Raw genomic sequence first — 18,557 nt, 5'->3', positions numbered from 1 at the left:
TCGCTACGAAGGCCAGATGTCCTCGGCGCCCCGCGCCCGCCACAGGTCTTGCACCTCGCGGCGCAGCACCTTGCCGGTCGCGTTGGTGGGCAGCGGGGAGTCCCAGCGCCACCACTTCGAGGGCCGTTCGAAGGACGCGAGGACCCCGCTGACGTGCTCCAGCAGGTCCTCGCGGGTGGTCGAGGCGCCGGGCCTGAGCACGACCGCCGCCCCGACCTCTTCGCCCAGGTCCGGGTGGGGCAGTGCCACGACCGCCGCCTCCTGCACGTCGGGATGGCTCATCAGGGCGTGCTCGACGTGGGCGCTGGCGATGTTCTCGCCGCCGCGGATGATGATGTCCTTCACCCGCCCGGTGACGTACAGCCAGCCGTCCTCGTCGATCCGCCCGAGATCGCCGGTGGCGATCCAGCCGTCCTCGTCGGCCACGCCGGCCGGGTCGCCGAGGTAGCCGCCGGTCGCCGTGGGCGTGCGCGCTTGGATCTCCCCGACGCCCTCCGCGTCGGGGTTGAGGATCCGCAACTCGACGACCGGCAGCGCCCTGCCCACGCAGCCGGGGCGGCCCGACACGTCCTTGCCGGACCCGGCGGCGAGGACGCCGCCCGCCTCGGTGAGCCCGTAGAGGCTGGACGCGCGCGACTTCACGCCGGGGAAGGAGGCGGCGATGCGCTCCCGCAGCTCCGAGGGGACCGCCGCGCCGCCCATCGGAATGGATGTCAGGCTCGATGTGTCGGTCTCGGCGAAGTCGGGATGGTCGAGCACCCTGCTCACCATCGTGGGGATGCTGCCCCAGGAGCGCACCCGCTCGGACTCGATGAGGCGCAGGACCTGAGCGGGATCGAACTTGCCCTCCAGGAAGACCAGGCGCCCGCCGGACAGGAGGGTGGTGCAGCACACCTGGATGCCCGCCAGGTGGAACATCGGCACCGACAGCAAGCTGACCGTGCCGGGGTGCTCGTCGGGCAGCTCACTGGGGAGCCGACCGGTGAGGACCAGCAGGTTATGGATGTTGGCCACCACCGACCGCCGGCTCATCAGCACGCCCTTCGGCGCCCCCGTCGTGCCGGAGGTGAACATGATGATCGCCAGCGCGTCCTCGTCCTCGGACCACTCCGGCAGCGGCACGTCGGTGCCGGTGTCGTCCACCAGCGTCCGCAGGTCCTCGAAGGTGAGGGTGGGCCAGGAGACCGAGCGCGAGGTGACCACCAGATCGGGCCGCGCCTGCTCCAGCGCGCCGGCCGCCTCCCCATCCGACCACCAGGCGTTGCCCAGCACGGCCGCCGCGCCGACCGCCTGCACCGCCCAGAAGGACACCACCCACTCGATCGAGTTGAAGCCGAGCAGCGCCACCCGGCTCCCCGGCCCGATCCCCCGCTCGGCGAGGCACCGGGCGACACGGGCGACGGCGGCCTCGTGCTGCTCCACCGTGAGGCGGCGATCCCCCTGCACCAGCAGTTCCCGCCCCCGCCACCTGCGGGCCGACAGGAGGAAGTCGGCCACCGACCGCGGGCGCTCGGAGTACACGAGCACCGGGTGGCCGTTCACGGTCGCCTTCTCCACCGTCCGGCCCCATGCGGGGAGGACGGTCGCGGGGCCCTCAGGCATCGTCGTCCTCCACGGTGATGGCGAGCTCGGGGCAGTTGTCGACCGCGAGCAGGGCGATCTCGCGCCGGTCCTCCGGCACGACGCCGTCTCCTGCCGGCGAGGCGAAGCCGAAGTCGTCGAGCACGAACAGATCAGGTGCGAGAGCGCTGCACCGGTTGTGCCCTTGGCAGAGCGAGCCGTCCACCTTGATTCGCATGTCCACTTCCCATCTCGCTGAAATCCGCGGCAGCGCGCCCCGTTCCTGCCGGACCCACCCGCCACACAATACATAGCTTGTGCTTAAGTTGCCTTGTCTGTCTATTATGAGCGAAGCGACCAGTGCCGTAACAGCCCCCAGGAGCCCGACCATGACCGAGTCCGCCGTACTTGAGCGCCCGAACCAGCCGCTGCGCATCCTCGAGGTCGATCTCGAGGCCCCGCGCGCGGGCGAGGTGAAGGTCGAGATCGGCGCGACGGGGGTCTGTCACTCCGACATCTCCGTCTTCACCGCGAACCTGCCCAACCCCATGCCGGTGGTGCTCGGCCACGAAGGCGCCGGCACGGTGGTGGAGGTCGGCACGGGGGTCACAGACCTCGCCCCCGGCGACCGGGTCGTCCTCTCCTGGCTCGCCCAGTGCGGAGAGTGCTTCTTCTGCGTCAAGGGCCAGCCCCAGCTGTGCGAGACCGCCGGTGTCGCCTTCAGCAAGGGGGCGCTGCTCGACGGCAGCACCCGCTACAGCCGCGGCGGCCGGGGCATCTACCAGATGGCCGGGCTGGGCACGTTCTCCAGGCACTGCGTGGTACCGGCGCGGTCGGCGATCAAGATTCCCGCCACCATCCCCCTCACGTCGGCGGCGCTCATCGGCTGCGGTGTCCTGACCGGCTGGGGGGCCGCCGTCAACACCGCCGGCATCCGCGTGGGCGACACCGTCGCGGTCCTCGGATGCGGCGGGGTGGGCCTGAGCGCGGTCCAGGGCGCCCGGATGGCCGGCGCGAGCATCGTCATCGCCGTGGACATGCACGACGAGCGGCTCGACCTCGCCCGGCGGCTCGGCGCCACTCACACGATCAAGGCCGGCGGTGACACCGCCAAAGAGGTGCGGGCGGTGTCCGGCGGCAGAGGCGTCGACGTCGCCCTCGAGGTGGTGGGCCGCCAGGAGACGATCGACGACGCGGTGCGGATGACCCGGCGCGGGGGGCAGGTCGTGCTGGTCGGGGCCGGCGGCCCGGATGTCCGGGTCTCAGTCCCCGCCTTCACCGGAGTGGTGATGACCGAGAAGGTGATCCGCGGCTCGCTCTACGGGTCCTCCGACGTCAAGCGGGACGTCCCGCGTCTGATCGGCCTGTACGAGGCCGGGCTGCTCAAGCTCGACGAGCTCGTCACCGAGGTCTTCCCCTTCGAAAAGGTCAACGAGGCCGTCGACTACTGCCTGTCCGAGCGCGGCGCCCGTGCCGTCATGAGGTTCTGAGAACGGCCCCCAGAGGCACATGCGGACCGGACCGAGCCCGGTACGGAAGAGGCGGCGCCCGGGGTGCGCCGCCTCCCGCTCTCCCCGCCCGGCGACGGCCCGCGCGCGGTCGACGTCCACGCCATCATCGGACGGCGCACCAACACGCTCATCGGCGGCGGGTTGAAGAGCGACGGGAGGCACTCGCACTGCGCCGGCCTCTCATGGAGCGGCCGCCCCCACGTCGCCCGCCCTGGTGCTCGACGAGCCCGACCCCGGCTCCTTCCGCCCGCCCACAGGCCGGCGGGCGGAAGCGCGCACGCGCACCAGCGCCCTTTTCGCCCGAGCGTCCGCCGGCCGCCGGCCCGAACCGAGCAGGCCGTGCGGGGCCGGCGCCGCGACCGCCTCTGCGGTCACGCCGGCCCCGCGGGGAAAGGCGGCTGAGCGTGCTGGGCCCGTTCGGCAAGATGCCGGCCCGGCGGTGGTGGAGACGCCGGCCCGGCCTGAACGTGCTCTGCGCGCAGGGCCGCGCCCCCCCGGATGCGCGACGAGGCAGGTCTGCGGCTCTATCCGCTGGGCCTCCCCGCCCGAGGGCGGGGAGGCCCAGCGTCATCTCTGGTAGGGCAGGAAGTCCTTGCCGTACCGCTCCCGGGCGATGACGACCTTCTGGATCTGCGCGGTGCCGTCGGCGATCTCGACCGCCATGACGTCGCGGAGCCGCTGCTCGAACGGGAACTCCTGCGCATACCCGTAATGGCCGTGCAGCAGCAGGCAGTCCTTGACCGCCTGGCTCGCCATGAGCGGGCCGTACCACTTGCTCATGGCGGCCTCGGCGGTGTGCCTGATGCCCTTGGTCCGCCGCCACAGGGCGGAGTAGCACAGCAGACGGGCCGCCTCCAAGGTGGTGGTGTGCTCCGCGAGCGGGAAGGACACCCCCTCGAAGCGGGCCAGCGGCGCGCCGAAGGCCTGCCGCGAGCGCACGTACTCGGCCGTCTCGTCGATACACGCCTGGGCGCAGCCGATGCCGGTGAGGGCGAGCAGCGGCCGGGTGAAGTCGAAGCCGTTGAGCACGTTGCGAAAGGCCGAGCCCTCGGGGCCGATCAGAGCGTCCGCGGGAACCCGGACGTTGTCGAAGTGGACGACGCCGCGGCCCATCGTCTGCCACCCCGTGTCCGGGATGTCGGACTTGCTGATGCCGGAGGCGTCCAGATCCACCAGGAAGGCGGAGACGCCGAGGCGCTCGCCCTCCCGGTACGTCTGGGCCGTCACGATCATGGCACTGGCGTGGGTGAGCATGGTGACCGAGGTCTTCTCGCCCGACAGCAGGTAGCCCTCGCCGTCGGCCACCGCCTTGGTGCGCAGCGCCGCGGCGTCGGACCCCGAGCCCGGCTCGGTCAGCCCGAAGGACACATACGTCCGGCCCGCCACCAGCGGCGCGAGCCACTGCCGCCGCACCCGCCCCGAGCCGTATGCGTTGATCAGGGCCGACATGAGCATCACGGGAATGACGGCGTTGGCGACGTTGAAGTCGGCGTAGGCGAGCTCCTCCACCGCCAGGCCCGCCGCGACGAAGTCCTCCTCGTCCAGCGGGTTGTAGTCCGGTCCCGCCAGCAGGCCGAGGACGCCGAGGTCGGCGACGCGGCGGTGGACCTCCCACGGGAAGGCGGTCTGCTTGGCGCGCTCCAGGTAGCCCGGCGCGATCTCCTTGCGCGCCAGCTTGCGTACCGCCTCGCGCAGCGCGGTCTGGTCCTCGGTCAGTCCGAAGTCCATGGCGAACCTCTCAAACCTGCGGCCGCTGGACGGCCTGCAGCTGGGTGAACTCCTCCAGCCCCCACGGGCCGTTCTCGACGCCGATGCCGCTCCACTTCGAGCCGCCGAAGGGGACGTCGGGCGACAGGGCGAGGTGGTCGTTGACGAAGGCCGTCCCGCAGTCGAGCTGCTCGGCGACCTTGGTCGCGCGTTCGACGTCGCTGCTCCAAACCGAGCCGGACAGCCCGTACTCGGTGGCGTTGGCGCGCTCGATCGCCTCGTCCAGGGTCTTGTAGGTGAGCACCGGCATCGCGGGACCGAACTGCTCCTCGTCCACGATGCGCATGCCCTCGCGGACGCGGGTGAGGATGGTGGGCTCGAAGAAGTAGCCGTCCCGGTCCATCGGCCTGCCGCCCGCCACGGCGGTCGCCCCCGAGTCGAGGGCCTCCCGGACCAGCCCGCTCACTCGGTCGAACTGCATCCTGTTCTGGATGGGCCCGAGCTGCACGCCGGGATCGGTGCCCGGCCCCATGCGCACGGAACGCGCCCGCGCGGCGATGGCCTCCACAACGTCGTCGTGCATGTGCTCGGGGACGAAGACGCGCTTGATCCCTGCGCAGATCTGGCCGCAGTTGATGAAGCCGCCCCAGAAGACGCCCTTGGCGATGGCGGCCGGGTCGGCGTCGTCGAGGATGATCGCGGCGTCGTTCCCGCCGAGCTCCAGCGTGAAGCGCTTGAGGTCCGGGGCCGCCGCCGCGGCCACGAGCTTGCCGGTGGCGACCGAGCCGGTGAAGCTGATCTTCCGTACGTCGGGGTGGGTCGTGAGCCAGGCGCCGAGCTCGTCGCCACCGCTCACCACGTTGAACACGCCCGGAGGCAGGACCTCCTGGACGATCTCACCGACGCGCAGCGTCGCCAGCGGCGTGTACGGCGACGGCTTGAGCACCATCGTGTTGCCGGCACGCAGCGCCGGGCCGAGCTTCCAGCCGAGGAGCAGGAGCGGGAAGTTCCAGGGCGTGATCGCGGCCACCACCCCGAACGGACGGCGGAGCAGCTCCGTGCGGACGGAGGCGTTGTCCACGATCGTCTCGCGAGGCAGTTCCAGGTCAGCCGCGGCGCGGATCCAGCGCGCCGTCTCCCCCACCTCGTAGGCGGCCGCGCTCAGGGGCTTGCCCTGCTCGCTGGTGAGGATCGAGGAGAGCTCCTCGACGTTGGCGTCGATCGCGTCGGCGACGGCCTTGAGCGCCTCTACTCGCCGTCCCTCATCGCGCGCCCACTCCCGGCCGGCGGCGACGGCGGCGGCGACCGCCCGGTCCATCTGCTCACGTGAGGCGTCGGGCGCCGTGGCGAACTCCGCGCCCGTCGCCGGGTTGATCACACCGATCCGCTTGTCCGCAGACACGCGTTCGCCATTGATCGTCATCAGGGGATTCATGAACACCCGCCATGTATCGGCGCCCGTCGGCGCGACGTCTGGGTCTGAGGGCCGATCATTCTACACGCAAGATGCCTAAGTACCTTGATGTGTATAGAGTAAGGGTGTGCCGGAACGGCGACAACCCTGCGCCCCGAGGAGCATCGATGGAGCTGAAAGTCACTCGTTACGACATCGACGGTGATGGCATCGCGACCCTGTGGCTCTCCCGGCCCGGACGGGCCAACTCCTGGACCGGGCGCATGCACGACGAGTACCGCTGGATCTGCGCCAGGCTGGACGAAGACCCCGCGGTGCGGGTCATCGTGCTGACCGGTGAGGGCGACGTCTTCTGCGGCGGCGCCGACTACAAGGCCCTGGACCACTACACCAGGACCGACCACTACGACCCGGCCCTGTCAAAGAACGCCGACCGCCCGGGGTACGGGGTCCGCCCGGAGTTCGACTCCGACATGGCCTGGCAACTCGGGCTGCGAAAGCCCATGATCGCGGCGATCAACGGCTCGTGCGCCGGCATCGCCGTCGCCCTGGCCGCGTTCTGCGACCTGCGGTTCGCCGTGGAGGACGCTAAGATCACCACGGTCGCCGCCAGGATCGGGCTGCCCGCCGAGTACGGCCTGTCGTGGATCCTCCCCCGGCTGATGGGCGTGACCCACGCGGCGGACCTGATCCTCACCGGGCGGGTTGCGACGGCCGCCGAACTGCGGCACACGGGGCTGTTCAACAAGGTGCTCCCCCGCGAAGGCTTCATGGACGCGGTCTACGACTACGCGCGGCTGCTGGCCGCCGCCTCCCCCGCCGCGGTGACAGCGGCCAAGCGCCAGATCTGGTCCGACCTACTCCGACACGACCCCGCGGCGGCGGTCGAGGAGAGCAAGGAACTGATCGGACGGCACATGCAGACGCCGGACTACAAGGAGTCGGTGGCCGCCCTGTTGGAACGGCGCGCCAAGCGGTCCGTCCGTGCCGAGTGAGATTGCAATGTGATCGTCAAGTAGCATGCCGCAGCAGTACCGGTCAGGGCATGTGGCCACCTGCGGCATGGGGGGAGCGAGTGATGAGCGGCCGGGACGCAGCGACGGGCACGTCGGTATCCCTCAAGTCCGACTTCTCCAGCCTGGCTCCGGGAAGCGCCCGATCGCTGCTCCTGACGGTCCTCGGCGAGTTCGTCTGGCCCAATGGCAAGCCCGTCTGGACCTCGTCTCTGCTGCACGTGCTCAAAGGGCTCGGGATCGAGGAGCAGACGGCCAGGCAGGCCATCGCCCGCGCGGCGTCATCCGGGTGGATCGAGGGCGAGCGCCACGGCCGTGAGGTGCGCTGGTCGCTGACCGAGCGGGGCAAGCGCATCTTCGAGGAGGGCTCACCCCGCGTCCGTTCGATGAGCGACCCGTTCAGCAACTGGAACGGGACTTGGCTCACGCTCCTGGTCACCATCCCGCACACCCACCGCACCACCCGCAAGAAGCTCTACTCCGGTCTCACCTGGGCCGGCTTCGGCAACCCGGCCTCGGGCGTCTGGGTCAGCCCACACCCGGAACGCAGCGCCGAGGTGGCCGGCCTCATCGACCAACTGGAGCTGCGAGAGCACACCATCTCCTTCGTGGGAAGGGTCGGCGACGTCGGGATCCCCGAGGAGAGGATCGTCGAGGAGGGCTGGGACCTCGCCGCGCTCGAGGAGCACTACAAGAAGGTGCTCGACGCCATCACGGGCCTGCGCCCGGCACCCGGCGACGAGATGCTCTTCACCCACGTGCGCATGGTGAGCGAATGGCAGCGCTTCCCCCTCCGCGACCCGCAACTGCCGGAGGCGCTGCTGCCCGACTGGATCGGGCGCAGGGCCGCTCGCCACATCGAGGCGCTGCGCGCCCAGTGGTGGGACCAGGTGCAGGCACACTGGGCCAAGATCAACAGCGGTGGCGGCAAGAACTAGATGATTGATGGGGCGCCGACCTGCGCTCCTTCCACGACTGCTCTCAGGAAGCGGGACGCCCCCGGCGCCTCGACGGCGGCGTCGTCACAACCTCAGCTCGGAGTTGCGCCGCGCGACCTGTGTCGCCCATCGGCTGGTCGAGACCACGCCGGTCAGCAGCATCGTCGCGGCGCAGCCGGCGAGAGTGGACCAGGCGACGTGGCCGGCGGCCACGAAGGCGGTATCGGCATGGGCGGCGATGATCGATCCGGTCACGGCGACGCCGGCGGCCGAGCCGAACTGGCGGCTGGCGGCGGTCAGGGCTCCGGCCATGCCCGCCCGGTCGGCCGGCAGACCCGACATGGCGACGGTGGTGACCGGCCCGGAGGCCAGTCCGATTCCGGCGCCGACGGCGATGTAGCCGCCGACCAGGTAGGCGAACGGAGTATGCGCGTCGAGCCGCAGGAACATCGACGCCCCGGCCGTCAGCAGGACGGAGGCCAGCACGAGGGGCGGCCGGGGCCCCTTCGCCGCGATGAGCCGACCGGACACGGTGGAGAACACCGCTAACGCGATGGCCATCGGAACCGTCCGCACCCCCGCCCCCACGGCGCTCTCGCCGCGGACGTTCTGCAGGTACAAGGTGTTGAGGAACAGGAAGCCGCCGAGGTTGGCCGAGTAGGCCAGTGCGATGAGAACGGCCCCGCAGAACGGCGGATTGCGGAACAACCGCATGTCGATCAGGGGCTCGCGGAGACGGCGCTCGACCACCAGCAGCACCGCCGCAGATGCCACCGCACCCGCCAGCAGCGCGATGATCGGTCCGGAGCCCCATCCCAGCCGCGGTCCTTCGATGACGGCGGCTGTGGTCGAGACCATCAGCAGGACGGCGAGCACCTGCCCGAGGGGATCCAGGCTGCGGGGACGCACAGACCTGGACTCGGGCACGAAGCGACGTGTCAGCGCGATCGCCGCCACCCCGACCGGGACGTTGATCCAGAAAATGGACCGCCAGCCCAGACCGCTGACCAGGAAGCCGCCCAGAACGGGACCGGCCGCCAGGCTCAGCCCGCCCACCGATCCCCACACCCCGGCCGCACGTGCCCGGTCCTGGGGGTCGGGGAAGACGTTGACGATGATCGCCAGCGCCACCGGGTTCAGCAGCGAGCCGCCGACGGCCTGCACAGCGCGGAAGGCGATCAGCCAGTCCAGGCTCGGCGCCAGCGAGCACAGCAGCGACCCCGCCGAGAACAGCACCAGTCCCGTCTGGAACGCGCGGCGGCGGCCGACGCGATCGGCCACGGACCCCGACATCAGCAGCAGGGAGGCGAGCGCCAGCGTGTAGGCGTCGATGATCCACTGCAGGCCGCTGACCGACGCGTCGAAGCCGCGCTGGATCACCGGCAGAGCCACGTTCACGATCGTCATGTCGATGCCGACGACGAACACGCTCATGCAGCAGATCGCCAGCATCGGCCAACGCCGGGCCGACTCCGGGCTCGGCGGCGCCGCTTTCACAGACAACGTGGCACCTCGCCGGAACCTCCCTCGGCATTCGACGTCGCAGGCGCCCGCCCGGCCGTTCGCTCTCTCGCCAAGGTGTGCACGACACCGACCGGGACCTTCACTCCGGCCGCGACGGCGCGGATGACCCCTCCACGCGCGCGGCGAGCCGGAATCGCAGCGCGCTTGTCGCCGTCGACCACCGGGCGGCGGCCGCCGACCCGGTCCCGGCTGCGGGTCGCTTCCCGACCGTCCCCGGTCTCGGAGACGATGCCGCGGCGCCGGTCATCCGGCAGAGCCAAGGCCAGGGGCTCAACGGCCGCGATGCCGCGCCGGAACAGGTTGTCGAGGACGATCGGCCCTGCGAGGCGGTCGGCCTTTCGGACGGTCAGCATGCCGTCGCCGCGGATGTGTAACAGCGCCTCCGGCGTTGCGGGCCGGTCCTCGGTGGCGGGCCTGCCGCCGCTGTTCTCCTCGGCCGCCCTCCGGCAGATCTGATCCGGGGCGTCGTGCCGCCGCTGGGTCTTCTGCAGGTCGGTGCTGACCCGGACCAGGCCGACGAGCGCCACAGCGGCCGCCTTCCGTCCATCGAACGTGCTCCGCGAAGGAGACGACCCTACCGGGGGGACGAAAAGAAAATAAACCCCCGAACCGGACGCGACGGTGTCCCCCGCGCACGCCCGCCGCGTGCTCATCGAACGACCGTGAACGAACGCGGCGACGCCCGTGCGGTGCCCCTCCGCAGCACTCCGGCCGCCGCTCCCGCCGGCATCCGGCGTTCCGTCCAGGTGCCGGGCGGCTGCCGAGCGGAGCAGGACCGCGGGCCCGGCCGCACCCCATTCGGTGCGGCGGGGGCAGCGCGTCGGGTACGCGGTGCGGCGCGGCCCAAGCAGCCGGGAGGCTCGCGCCGCCGGCGGTGCCGGACGCGGGCGCCTGCCGCACCTGCACCGCGGCGCTGCACCAGGTCGCCGCGCACCGCCACCGGGGGCCGGAGCGAGGGCCGGCCTGCGAGGGGCGACCGCGCCGCACGCGGGTCGCGGCTGGTGGTCGCTGGTGGATCCGGGTCGCCTGCCGGGCCGGCGCAGCACCGGCTGTGCCTGCCTGCCCGGCTACGACGCGGCTGACGAGCGGGGGCGGGGGTGCCGGGTGCGGGCGTGGGCGGCCAGGCGGGGGGCGATGTGGGCGGCGTCGCGGCCGACGCCGCGCAGGCTGGCCGAGGACAGGCTGCGTTGCCATTCCAGCCCGACGTACCCCACTCCTGGGCAGGTGGTCGACAGCCCGCCCTTGTGCAGCGGGTGGCCGTCGCCGGTGAGCGCGCCGAGCGGGGCCAAGTAGTCCAGGTCGGGGCGGTAGCCGGTGGCCGGCAGGATCACCTCCACGTCCTCGCGGGTGCCGTCGGGCCAGGTGACGGTGGGCCCGTCGATGCCGGTGAACATCGGCCGCCGGTCCGGGCGCCCCGCGACCAGCGCGGCGCGGTAGCGGCCGTCGTCGAACACCGGGACGGTCGGCGGTCTTCCCTTGGTCCGTGCGACCCAGTGTCCGATGGGCAGAGCGTCGATGCCGGTGACACGGAACCAGAAGTGCAGGTCGCGGCCGAGCGGGCGCTGCGGGACGAACTTGATCGGGTCTCGGGTGGCCAGCGTGACGCGGGCGTGGTCGGCCAGTTCGGCGGCGATCTGCACCGCTGAGTTGCCCGCGCCGACCACGATGACGCGTTTGCCGGCGAACGGTGCGGGGGTGCGGTAGTCGGCGGCGTGCAGCACGGTGCCGGTGAAGGTGTCCAGGCCTGCCAGGGCGGGCCGGTGGGGCCGGGAGAAGCCGCCGGTGGCGGCCACCACCACCCGCGCCGCAAGCGTCCGGTCGCCGGTCAGGTGGGCGATGTAGTGCGGGCCGTCGGCGGTGACGGACTGCACACGGGTGCGGGTGCGGATGTCGGCGTCCAGGCGGTCGGCGTAGCGCTGCAGGTAGTCCACGACCTCGTCGCGGCGGGGGAGAACAGGGTGAGGCTGTCGTAGTAGCGCGGCCACGACCCGACCGGCCGGTCGGAGGCCTCGGCGATGACCGGGGCCAGCCCGGCGGCGCGCAGGGCGTGGGCGGCGGCCGGCCCCGACTGGCCGCCGCCGATCACCAGAGCGTCAATGGTTTCCATGTGGGGGTTGTCCTGTGTTTGGGTGTCAGTGGGCGGGGACGAGTTCGGCGAGCAGGGCGCGCACCCGGCGGTCGATCTCGTCGCGGATCGGGCGGACCTCCTCGATCGGGCGGCCGGCGGGGTCGGGCAGCTGCCAGTCCAGGTAGCGCCTGCCGGGGAAGATGGGGCAGGCGTCGCCGCAGCCCATGGTGACGACCACGTCGGCGGCCTGGACGGCCTCGCTGGTCAGCGGCTTGGGGAATTCCTTGGACAGGTCCAGGCCGATCTCGTTCATCACCGCGGCGACGGCGGGGTTGATCTGGTCGGCGGGCGCGGACCCCGCCGAGCGGACGCGGACCCGTCCGGCGGCGTGGTGGTCCAGCAGGGCGGCGGCCATCTGGGAGCGTCCGGCGTTGTGGACGCACACGAACAGCACCTCGGGGATTTCGGACACGGCTTCTCCTTGAGCACGGGCTCGGGCGTGAGCATGGGTGCGGGGGAGGCGGCGCGCAGCCGGTCGGCGGCGAACCGCGCGGCCGGCACCGGCAGGTGGGTGCGGATGCGGGCGGTTCCGTCCAGCAGGTCACAGGACGTCGGTGACCACCGCATCCACGGTCTCGGGTGAGAACACCCGCGCGCGGCGGCGGGCCAGGTCGGTGGCGGCGTGACCGAGGGCGGCGTGCACGTCCAGCAGGCGGCACTCTTCGGTGTCCCGGCACGACGAGGAGAGCGAGGAAGGGATGTCGTGTGGGGATTGGTCCTCACGTGCGGGCATGGGGCTGCTCCGATCCGGTGGAGGCCGTGGCACCGCCGGCGGTGCCGCTGGACGCGCGGCGGCGTAGTGCCAGGGAGACGTAGACCAGGGCGACCAGGACGGGGACCTCGATGAGCGGGCCGACGACACCGGCCGGCGCCTGACCGGAGGTGCTCCCGAAGGTGGCGATGGCGACCGCGATGGCCGGCTCGAAGTCGTTGCCCGCGGCGGTGTACGCCGGCGTCGCGGTCCGCTCATATCCCAGGCCGAGGACGCGGCCCAACGCGTAGGAGCCCGCCCACATGACCGCGAAGTACACCAGCAGCGGCAGCGCGATCCGTGCCACGTCCCACGGGCGGGAGGTGATCGCCTCGCCCTGCAAGGCGAAGAGGATCACGATCGTGAACAGCAGTCCATACAGCGCGGCCGGGCCGATCTTCGGCGGGAACCGCACCATCCCGCCCGCACCGGATGCCATGGGCCCGAATGCACTGTTCACCGGCCGCCGCGCCCTCATCCGCCGGCGCGCTCACTGGGACGCCACCGCGGCGACGCGCGGCCCCAGGATCACCGACAGGCGCTGCAGCACCTGCGGGTTCACCCAGTAGTACACCCACGTGCCGCGCCGTTCGGAGTCGATGAGCCCGGCCTGCTTGAGCACCTTCAGGTGGTGGCTGATGGTCGGCGGGGTCAGGTCGAAGGCGTCGGTCAGCTCGCACACGCACGCCTCGCCGCCCTCGTGGCAGGCGATCAGCGACAGCAGCCGCAACCGGACCGGGTCACCGATCGCCTTGAACAACGGCGCCAGCTCGGCGGCCTCCTCGGCTCCCAGCGGCGCACACGCCAGCGGCGAGCAGCACACCCCCGCGCCAGAGGCGGGATCGGCCGCGGCGTCCGGGGCGGGATCGATGACCGGGGTGTCCACGACCGACAGCTGTTGCTTCGACATATCTCTAATTTGACATCCATCTAGATACTGGCGCAACCTGAGGGCATCACTGGTTAGACATTCGTCGAATCAGAAGTCGGATCGTCGATGCACAGGAGGAAGCTCATGTCCCGTGTCCAGCTGGCCCTGCGCGTACCCGACCTGGAGGCCTCGGTCGCCTTCTACACCAAGCTGTTCGGCACCGAACCGGCCAAGCGCCGTCCCGGCTACGCCAACTTCGCCATCGCCGAGCCCCCGCTCAAGCTCGTCCTGATCGAAGGCGCCGGCGAGGACGCCACCCGCCTGGACCACCTGGGCGTGGAGGTCGAGGACTCGGCCCAGGTCAGCGACGCCGCCGAGCGGCTGAAGGCGTCCGGCCTGGTCACCCTGGAGGAGAACGACACCGCCTGCTGCTACGCCCTGCAGGACAAGGTCTGGGTCACCGGCCCCGGCGGCGAGCCCTGGGAGGTGTACGTGGTCAAGGGCGACGCCGACACCCTCGACAAGGCCGACGACTCGACCTGCTGCGCACCGGACCCCGCCGACACCGCCGCGCACAAGACGGCCGCCGGCGCCGCCGCAGGCTGCTGCTGACCCAACCGACAACCGTTGCGAGGTGCCGATCACAGGTCGGCACCTCGCTGCCGTCCCAGAAACGTTGGGTTGCGCGGCGGCCTGGTGGGAGATGCCACGCGCAACCGACTCTCAGAACGCAGGGGTCGTGAGAGAAGAGCCGCGAGCGGCGACCTACAGCAACGCCCCGGCCGGGTGCACGGCGCGTGCGACCTCGCGCGACCGGCATCGCGTTCTCCTCGTGCTGCGGGCCCGGGCGGCGGGGGTGAGCAGCAGTGCGGCGGCGAGCACCGCCAGGCGTCCGGTCATCGCCGCGCCGCCCGGGCCGCGCCGCGGCGGAACGACCGGCGCAGCAGCAGCGGCACCCCGGTCAGGGCGCTGCCTGCCCCGAACGCCCACCATCTCCTTGCGGTCCTCGATGCCGCCCTCGCTGGGACCGTCGGGCACCCGGCGCGCCTGCTCGATGCTGCGCTGCGCGTCGGGCGCGGTCACGATGCCGACGAACCGCGCGATCCGCTCCACGACCGTCCTCTTCGGTCGTCGCGGGCCTCGCGGAGGGCTTGCAGCTCCGCCTCGTACGCGTGGCGTTCGGCATGCAGGTGGTCTTCGTCGGCGGCGATGACGGCCAGGTCGTCGCGGATCGCCGCAGCCACGTCGGGGGGCACGAGCGGCCGCTGCGAAAGCGCACCGGCCGCAGCGTACTGCCGGCGCAGCACGGTGAACTCGGTGTCGGCTTCTTCGGGCCTCGGCAGGTCGGCTTCGGTGACGGGGCGGGTTCGCGGCGGGGGGACCAGCCAGCGCGGGGCGAGCCTGCGCATGCCGCCGCCCGGTCGTCTTCGCCCGGGTCTTCTTCGCCCGCCGTCCGCGGCGGCCACGGGCCGGTGGGCCCCGTTTCCGGCGGCCCGTTGGACGTCGCGGACGATGCCGAGGAAGGCGTACCATTCGCGGCGGTCTCGGCGGTGGCCGTCGAGCTGGGCGGCGGCGAGGTCGTCGGCTCCGGTGGCGGCGGCGACGGCGTCCAGGTCGGCGTCGCCGCGGCGCCAGCGGCCGTCGGCGGTGCGTTCGGCCAGGCCGTGTTCGGCGAGCGTGCGGAGCGCGTCGTAGGCGGTGCTGCGGGGGAGCAGCGCCGCGGTCGACAGTTCGGACGCCGTCACTTCGCCGCCCGCCAGGGCCTCGTAGGCGAACGCGGCGGGCAGGCCGAGGACGCGGAAGCACGGGTGCAGGGCTTCGATACGGCCCGCGCGCCAGGACCGCCAGGCGGCGTCGGCCGCGACGGCGTCGGGGACGACGAGCTGGTAGACGTCGGCGCGGGTCCCGCGGGCGTCCTGGACCAGGTCGATGAGGGCGTAAGGGCCCTGGCGCAGCTGCTGCAGCGCCCGCGCTACGGTGGTGTGGTCGATCCCGCCGGCCATGTACGCCAGCTGCCGGGTGCCGAACTCCACCACGGTGGAGCCGGACATCTGCGCGGCCGCGCCGATCGCCCGCAGGATCGCCCGGTAGGTCAGGGCCTTCCCGGCCCATTCCAGCTCCAGCAGCCGCTCGACGATCCGCACGGCCTGCCACCAGGTGCGGATGCGCTGGTACTCGCGCGCCTGCCACGGCACAGGCGACCGGACCTCCGTACCCCCCCAGCCCCCGGGCTTGACAAAGTAAAGGCCCCTGGTCCGGTGCTTCTCCGCGGTCCGTGACGGCTGAGGCCTGCGCGTACAGGTCGTGAGGGAATGAGGTTGCCCGAGAACCCGTTGGGGACCGGGGGGCGTGATCTTGATCCCCCTAGTGTTGCGGCCACGGACAGAATCCCCCAGTTCTCGCGCGGCAGGTGTTTTCGCGGGCGCGTCGGAGAGGGGCATGGCGAAGGCGACGGCCTTGGTCCACTCGGCGGTCAGCAAGGCGTCGTCGCGCCACCAGCCGGAGATGGCGGCCCACTCGCCGCCGGGCGCGAGCCGTGCGCGCACCTGCTCCAAGCGCCAGCCGCGCGCGGCCGCACTCGACAACACGGCCTGCCTGGCCTCGGAGCTGCTTACATAGCGTGCCCGATCGAACACGCCCGTGCGGGCGGTTTCCTCCAAATCCGCGCGGATCGCCGTCCGGCCGCCGCGACGCAGCCGATACGGCTCCCCGTTGGCGTCCAGCGGCGCCTGCGGGGCGTCCGGGTGACTGGCCACCACCGTGCGGCCGCCGGCCAGCTCCGCCAGCTCGGCGGCCAGCTCGACGTGCAGCCCCTCCCACACCCGCGGCCCGCACGGGCGCGAGCAGATCGCTTCGGCCTCCTCCACGCTGCAGGTCAGCGTCATGAACCCGGTCAGGCGCCCGCCCATGCTCTTGTGCGGGGCGCCCGGGCCGCGGATCTGCCCGTCGCTGTTCTCCATCGGCGAGGTGTCCACCACCGGCGCGAACCGCAACGCCAGCGCCCTGGCCAAAGTCCGCAGCTCGTGGAACGGGCGCGGCGCCGACCACAGCACGTACACGTGCGCCCCGCCGCTCGGCGAGCGGTCCACCAGCGCCCGGCCGCCGCACTCCTCGATCAGCGCGACCGCCCGGTCGGCCACCGCGCCGACATGACCCGCCCGGTCGGCCGCCGCCTCGGCGGGCACGCGACCGGCGTCCAGGTCCAGCACCAGCAGCCGCCCCGTACCGGTGTGGACGTCGAACGTCGGCACCGTCGTCGGCCGGTTCGGCAGCCGCGCCTGGATCGCGACCTCGTACCGGTACCCCTTGGACGAACTCCTGGGGAACGTCACGCCGCCGTCGGGGCTGCGCCGCATCACCGGCCGCTGCGCGATGTAGGGCACGGTGATGCGCGCCCAGGCCTGCGCGGCCGCATCCGCGCCGGGCACGCGCAGACCGCGGCCGCGTGTCGGCGGCCGCTCGCAGGGAACACCTGCGGAAACGAGGTTCAAGGCGGCCTGGCCGCCCTCGGTTTCAGAGCGTGCTAGGCCGACCCGGCGACTACGTGCTATCGTCGGCTCCAAGTGTGAAGTCTGGCTCTTGTCAGACTGAGGTCGGGCCCCTGAGGTCGAGCTCCTGTCAGGGCGTTGAGTCGGGCTCCTGTTGGAGCGCCACGTCAGGAGGCCGGGCCGTCGGTCCCAATCAGCGTCCAGAGGATTTGGCCGGTCATCCGGACACTGAGCAGGCCGATGATTCAGTTGTTGGGAAGCGCCCCTCTGGGGCGCTTTTCTCATTCAAGGGCGACGTCCAGGGCGGCTCCTTTCCGACGTGACGTACGACCGCAGGGCCAGAGTGCCACGAGGCACTGTCGATTCGCCGGTGAAGACGGCAACTTCGCTGGTGAAGACCGAAATGGCGTCGGCAGCGGGGGCGAGAGCCGGATCGGCGCGTGCGCGTCCGGAACGAAACGTGCGGCCTCAACGGGCGTGTCTGCCGTCGACGGGCCCGGCATAGCGGGTACCCTCAAGACAGCCTCCTCGGTTGGTGTGGTTACCGATGGGGCAGCGGGGCTCGAGCTTTCCTGGCAGTCAGCTCGGCTCCCCGCGAACGACGGCGACGAGTCGCTGTTCATCCGGCGCCACCCGGATGGGCGACGAGTCGTCGTCGTTGCTTTTAGGCCACTTACAGCCCGCCCTGACGAGCGGAGCGCAGCGACCTAACGGCGACCGTACCGATTCCGCGAGGCTTGTGGGGCGAGGCGCGCCGGGCGAGTCGCACTGTATGAGGGACCCAAGCCACCGCGCGCAGCGGTCCGCGCGGCCCGCCTCCGCAGAAGAGGCCGCTCACGGCCAGCCGAGCATCACCCGGTAGCCACCTGCCGAGAAGGCCGCCGACGTGGCGGCGCCTTGGGCCGGCGCACGGGCGTCGACCTGGACGCACCACACCCCCGGATGCTCGCACACCGTCCAAAAATCCAACTAAATGAAAACGCGCTGTTGCCGCCGTAGACTTCCAGGTCAGCAAGTGTCGGCCCCGCGCACGCGGGGATGGTCCGCTACGCGGCCTCACGTGCGCCGGCGCGTACGTGTCGGCCCCGCGCACGCGGGGATGGTCCTGCCGTCTTCACCAGCGATTCGTCCCTGCCACGGTCGGCCCCGCGTACGCGGGGAGGTCCGAAGTTATCCGCAGGGCGCCGCCCCCGCCCTCCGAGGAGGTGCGGGGGCGGCTTTGTCGTGCTGGCCGGAACCTGCGGCCGCGGGTTCCGGCCTCAGACCGGGTTGTCGGGCGAATCGAGGTAGACGTACTGGCGGTCGGGGTGGACGGCGACGCCGAACCGGTCGGTCGGCGGCCGCCCGATCTCTTCCCACCACCGGTAGGCGGCCTCGATCTCCTCCCACAGGCGGCGCGGTCCGTACTGGAGCACCCGGTGCGCGGTGGCGCCCTCGGCGACCTGCACGCATGCCCAGGACTGGCTGGCGAACGCCCAGAAGGTGAAGTCGTCGGTGCCGTCGTCGGCGTCGATGAACCTTCGGGCCACCTCGGGCAGCCGCAGCCCGACCGCGAATGAGGCGTCGTAGTCGTCCCAGGCGACCGCGTCGGGATGCAGGGTCGTGGACGATTCGGCCGCGCCGGTCAGGTCGGTCGGTGGTTCGGGGCGGGG

Annotated in this window: 16 protein-coding genes and 3 pseudogenes; 4 read left to right on the top strand and 15 right to left on the bottom strand. The window is 71.9% G+C overall.

Going from position 1 to position 18,557, the window contains the following annotated elements:
- Positions 1-3: 3 nt before the first annotated feature.
- Entirely contained in the window at positions 4-1,602 is a 1,599-nt protein-coding gene (locus tag QSK22_RS29605) for a class I adenylate-forming enzyme family protein (protein WP_285497737.1), read from the bottom strand.
- Positions 1,595-1,798, bottom strand: a complete 204-nt coding sequence (locus QSK22_RS29600) for a ferredoxin (protein ID WP_285497736.1) — start codon at positions 1,796-1,798, stop codon at positions 1,595-1,597. Before QSK22_RS29600 ends, QSK22_RS29605 begins: the two co-directional genes overlap by 8 nt.
- Before the next feature lie 151 nt (positions 1,799-1,949).
- Here QSK22_RS29600 and QSK22_RS29595 point away from each other — a divergent pair, with 151 nt between their 5' ends.
- The gene (locus QSK22_RS29595) at positions 1,950-3,050 is read left to right on the top strand and encodes a Zn-dependent alcohol dehydrogenase (protein WP_285497735.1); all 1,101 of its coding nucleotides are present in this window, start codon (positions 1,950-1,952) and stop codon (positions 3,048-3,050) included.
- A gap of 588 nt (positions 3,051-3,638) precedes the next feature.
- Here the strand turns inward: QSK22_RS29595 and QSK22_RS29590 are convergent.
- Together QSK22_RS29590 and QSK22_RS29585 are read right to left on the bottom strand one after the other, a co-directional pair.
- A complete protein-coding gene (locus QSK22_RS29590; RefSeq protein ID WP_285497734.1) occupies positions 3,639-4,799 on the bottom strand; it encodes an acyl-CoA dehydrogenase family protein in 1,161 nt (386 codons plus the stop codon).
- 10 nt (positions 4,800-4,809) lie between these two features.
- Positions 4,810-6,201, bottom strand: a complete 1,392-nt coding sequence (locus QSK22_RS29585) for an aldehyde dehydrogenase family protein (RefSeq protein ID WP_285497733.1) — start codon at positions 6,199-6,201, stop codon at positions 4,810-4,812.
- 158 nt (positions 6,202-6,359) lie between these two features.
- Here QSK22_RS29585 and QSK22_RS29580 point away from each other — a divergent pair, with 158 nt between their 5' ends.
- Positions 6,360-7,187, top strand: a complete 828-nt coding sequence (locus tag QSK22_RS29580) for an enoyl-CoA hydratase-related protein (RefSeq protein WP_285497732.1) — start codon at positions 6,360-6,362, stop codon at positions 7,185-7,187.
- An 83-nt stretch (positions 7,188-7,270) separates the two neighbouring features.
- Positions 7,271-8,143: a PaaX family transcriptional regulator gene (locus QSK22_RS29575; protein ID WP_285497731.1), complete on the top strand. Its 873-nt coding sequence runs from the start codon at positions 7,271-7,273 to the stop codon at positions 8,141-8,143.
- An 84-nt stretch (positions 8,144-8,227) separates the two neighbouring features.
- On the opposite strand, the gene QSK22_RS29570 is transcribed toward QSK22_RS29575, so the two are convergent.
- From QSK22_RS29570 to QSK22_RS29540, 8 genes and pseudogenes are all read right to left on the bottom strand, one after another.
- Positions 8,228-9,577, bottom strand: a complete 1,350-nt coding sequence (locus tag QSK22_RS29570; RefSeq protein WP_285497730.1) for an MFS transporter — start codon at positions 9,575-9,577, stop codon at positions 8,228-8,230.
- A gap of 59 nt (positions 9,578-9,636) precedes the next feature.
- On the bottom strand, positions 9,637-10,194 hold the full coding sequence (locus QSK22_RS29565) for a recombinase family protein (protein ID WP_285497729.1): 558 nt from the start codon (positions 10,192-10,194) through the stop codon (positions 9,637-9,639).
- Positions 10,195-10,734: 540 nt separating this feature from the next.
- On the bottom strand, positions 10,735-11,598 hold the full coding sequence (locus tag QSK22_RS29560; protein WP_285497728.1) for a flavin-containing monooxygenase: 864 nt from the start codon (positions 11,596-11,598) through the stop codon (positions 10,735-10,737).
- Positions 11,599-11,799: 201 nt separating this feature from the next.
- Positions 11,800-12,207, bottom strand: coding sequence for an arsenate reductase ArsC (locus QSK22_RS29555; RefSeq protein WP_285497727.1), 408 nt, complete (start codon positions 12,205-12,207; stop codon positions 11,800-11,802).
- An 89-nt stretch (positions 12,208-12,296) separates the two neighbouring features.
- A pseudogene (locus QSK22_RS33895) lies at positions 12,297-12,362 on the bottom strand (hypothetical protein); the annotation flags it as partial.
- On the bottom strand, positions 12,337-12,528 hold the full coding sequence (locus QSK22_RS29550) for a hypothetical protein (protein WP_285497726.1): 192 nt from the start codon (positions 12,526-12,528) through the stop codon (positions 12,337-12,339). The pseudogene QSK22_RS33895 and the gene QSK22_RS29550, both read right to left, overlap by 26 nt.
- A pseudogene (locus QSK22_RS29545) lies at positions 12,515-12,955 on the bottom strand (arsenic resistance protein); the annotation flags it as partial. The pseudogene QSK22_RS29545 and the gene QSK22_RS29550, both read right to left, overlap by 14 nt.
- An 81-nt stretch (positions 12,956-13,036) precedes the next feature.
- A complete protein-coding gene (locus tag QSK22_RS29540; protein WP_285497725.1) occupies positions 13,037-13,456 on the bottom strand; it encodes an ArsR/SmtB family transcription factor in 420 nt (139 codons plus the stop codon).
- A 105-nt stretch (positions 13,457-13,561) separates the two neighbouring features.
- Between QSK22_RS29540 and QSK22_RS29535 the strand changes: the two genes are divergently transcribed.
- Positions 13,562-14,029 (top strand): ArsI/CadI family heavy metal resistance metalloenzyme, encoded by a 468-nt coding sequence (locus QSK22_RS29535; RefSeq protein ID WP_285497724.1) that lies wholly within the window; start codon positions 13,562-13,564, stop codon positions 14,027-14,029.
- 153 nt (positions 14,030-14,182) lie between these two features.
- Here QSK22_RS29535 and QSK22_RS29530 read toward each other — a convergent pair whose 3' ends face one another.
- The 3 genes and pseudogenes from QSK22_RS29530 to QSK22_RS29520 form a co-directional block, all read right to left on the bottom strand.
- On the bottom strand, positions 14,183-14,530 hold the full coding sequence (locus QSK22_RS29530) for a hypothetical protein (RefSeq protein ID WP_285497723.1): 348 nt from the start codon (positions 14,528-14,530) through the stop codon (positions 14,183-14,185).
- Complete coding sequence (locus tag QSK22_RS29525; protein WP_285497722.1) at positions 14,497-16,845, bottom strand: helix-turn-helix domain-containing protein; 2,349 nt, start codon at positions 16,843-16,845, stop codon at positions 14,497-14,499. The genes QSK22_RS29530 and QSK22_RS29525 overlap by 34 nt, the downstream gene beginning before the upstream one ends.
- 1,319 nt (positions 16,846-18,164) lie before the next feature.
- Positions 18,165-18,557, bottom strand: a pseudogene (locus QSK22_RS29520) (hypothetical protein); the annotation flags it as partial.

The sequence above is a fragment of the Actinomadura sp. NBRC 104425 genome, assembly GCF_030269545.1.
In the GTDB taxonomy this organism is placed as follows: domain Bacteria; phylum Actinomycetota; class Actinomycetes; order Streptosporangiales; family Streptosporangiaceae; genus Spirillospora; species Spirillospora keratinilytica.
This window is presented reverse-complemented; position numbering and strand designations above follow the sequence as displayed.